This is a genomic window from Campylobacter sp. IFREMER_LSEM_CL1846 (assembly GCF_025772105.1).
In the GTDB taxonomy this organism is placed as follows: Bacteria; Campylobacterota; Campylobacteria; order Campylobacterales; family Campylobacteraceae; genus Campylobacter_D; species Campylobacter_D lari_D.
The window spans coordinates 1-661 of sequence record NZ_JAKMRM010000033.1 but is presented as its reverse complement, the minus strand read 5'-3'; the positions used below and the strand labels follow the sequence as shown (position 1 = coordinate 661).

1 protein-coding gene is annotated in these 661 nt (G+C 27.8%); it reads left to right on the top strand.

The annotated features are described in order from the left end of the window. The coding region (locus L8W40_RS08015) for a POTRA domain-containing protein (RefSeq protein WP_412175465.1) at positions 1–661 on the top strand (661 nt) is incomplete at both ends.

Below are 661 nucleotides of genomic sequence, written 5' to 3'. Positions count from 1 at the left end.
TATAGCAATTAGCTCTTTAGTCTATGCTAATAATGGAAGTATTACCATAGCTAAAAATGATATAGAAAAGGTTATAGAACTATCCCCTGATAGAAACCTCCCTCAAAACAAAGCTATCAAAGAAAATCTAAAAACCAAAGATGATTATAAAAAAGCTCAAGAAGCTAAAAAAGACTTTGAAGAAAAAAAGAAAGAATTAAAAGAAAAACTCAATCAAGAAAATGAAACTAACGAGGAAACTAACAATCAAAACAATAATAGTTCTAACACTAACTCTACTAACTCAAGTAATCAAACTAATACTACCACCACTAAACAAGTAATAACCAAATACAAATTTGTTATCACTAATGAAAACACTAGCTTTGAAAAGCTAGGTATTAAAGAAGAAGATTTACAAATACTCATTAGTGAGTTTAGTACTAGAAAATTTAGCTTACAAGATTTACAAGATATATCTAATATCATTGCTTATTATTTCCAAGTTAATGGCTATCCTGCTGCAACAGCTTATGTACCCCAACAAGAATTTGAAGATAGTGTGCAAATAAACATAGCCTTAGGAACATTAGGTAAGTATATAATAAAGAATAAAACTACTATAAAAGATTATTTTATAGAAAGCAAGCTTAATGAAAGAATCAAAGGTAAAATCATCTCT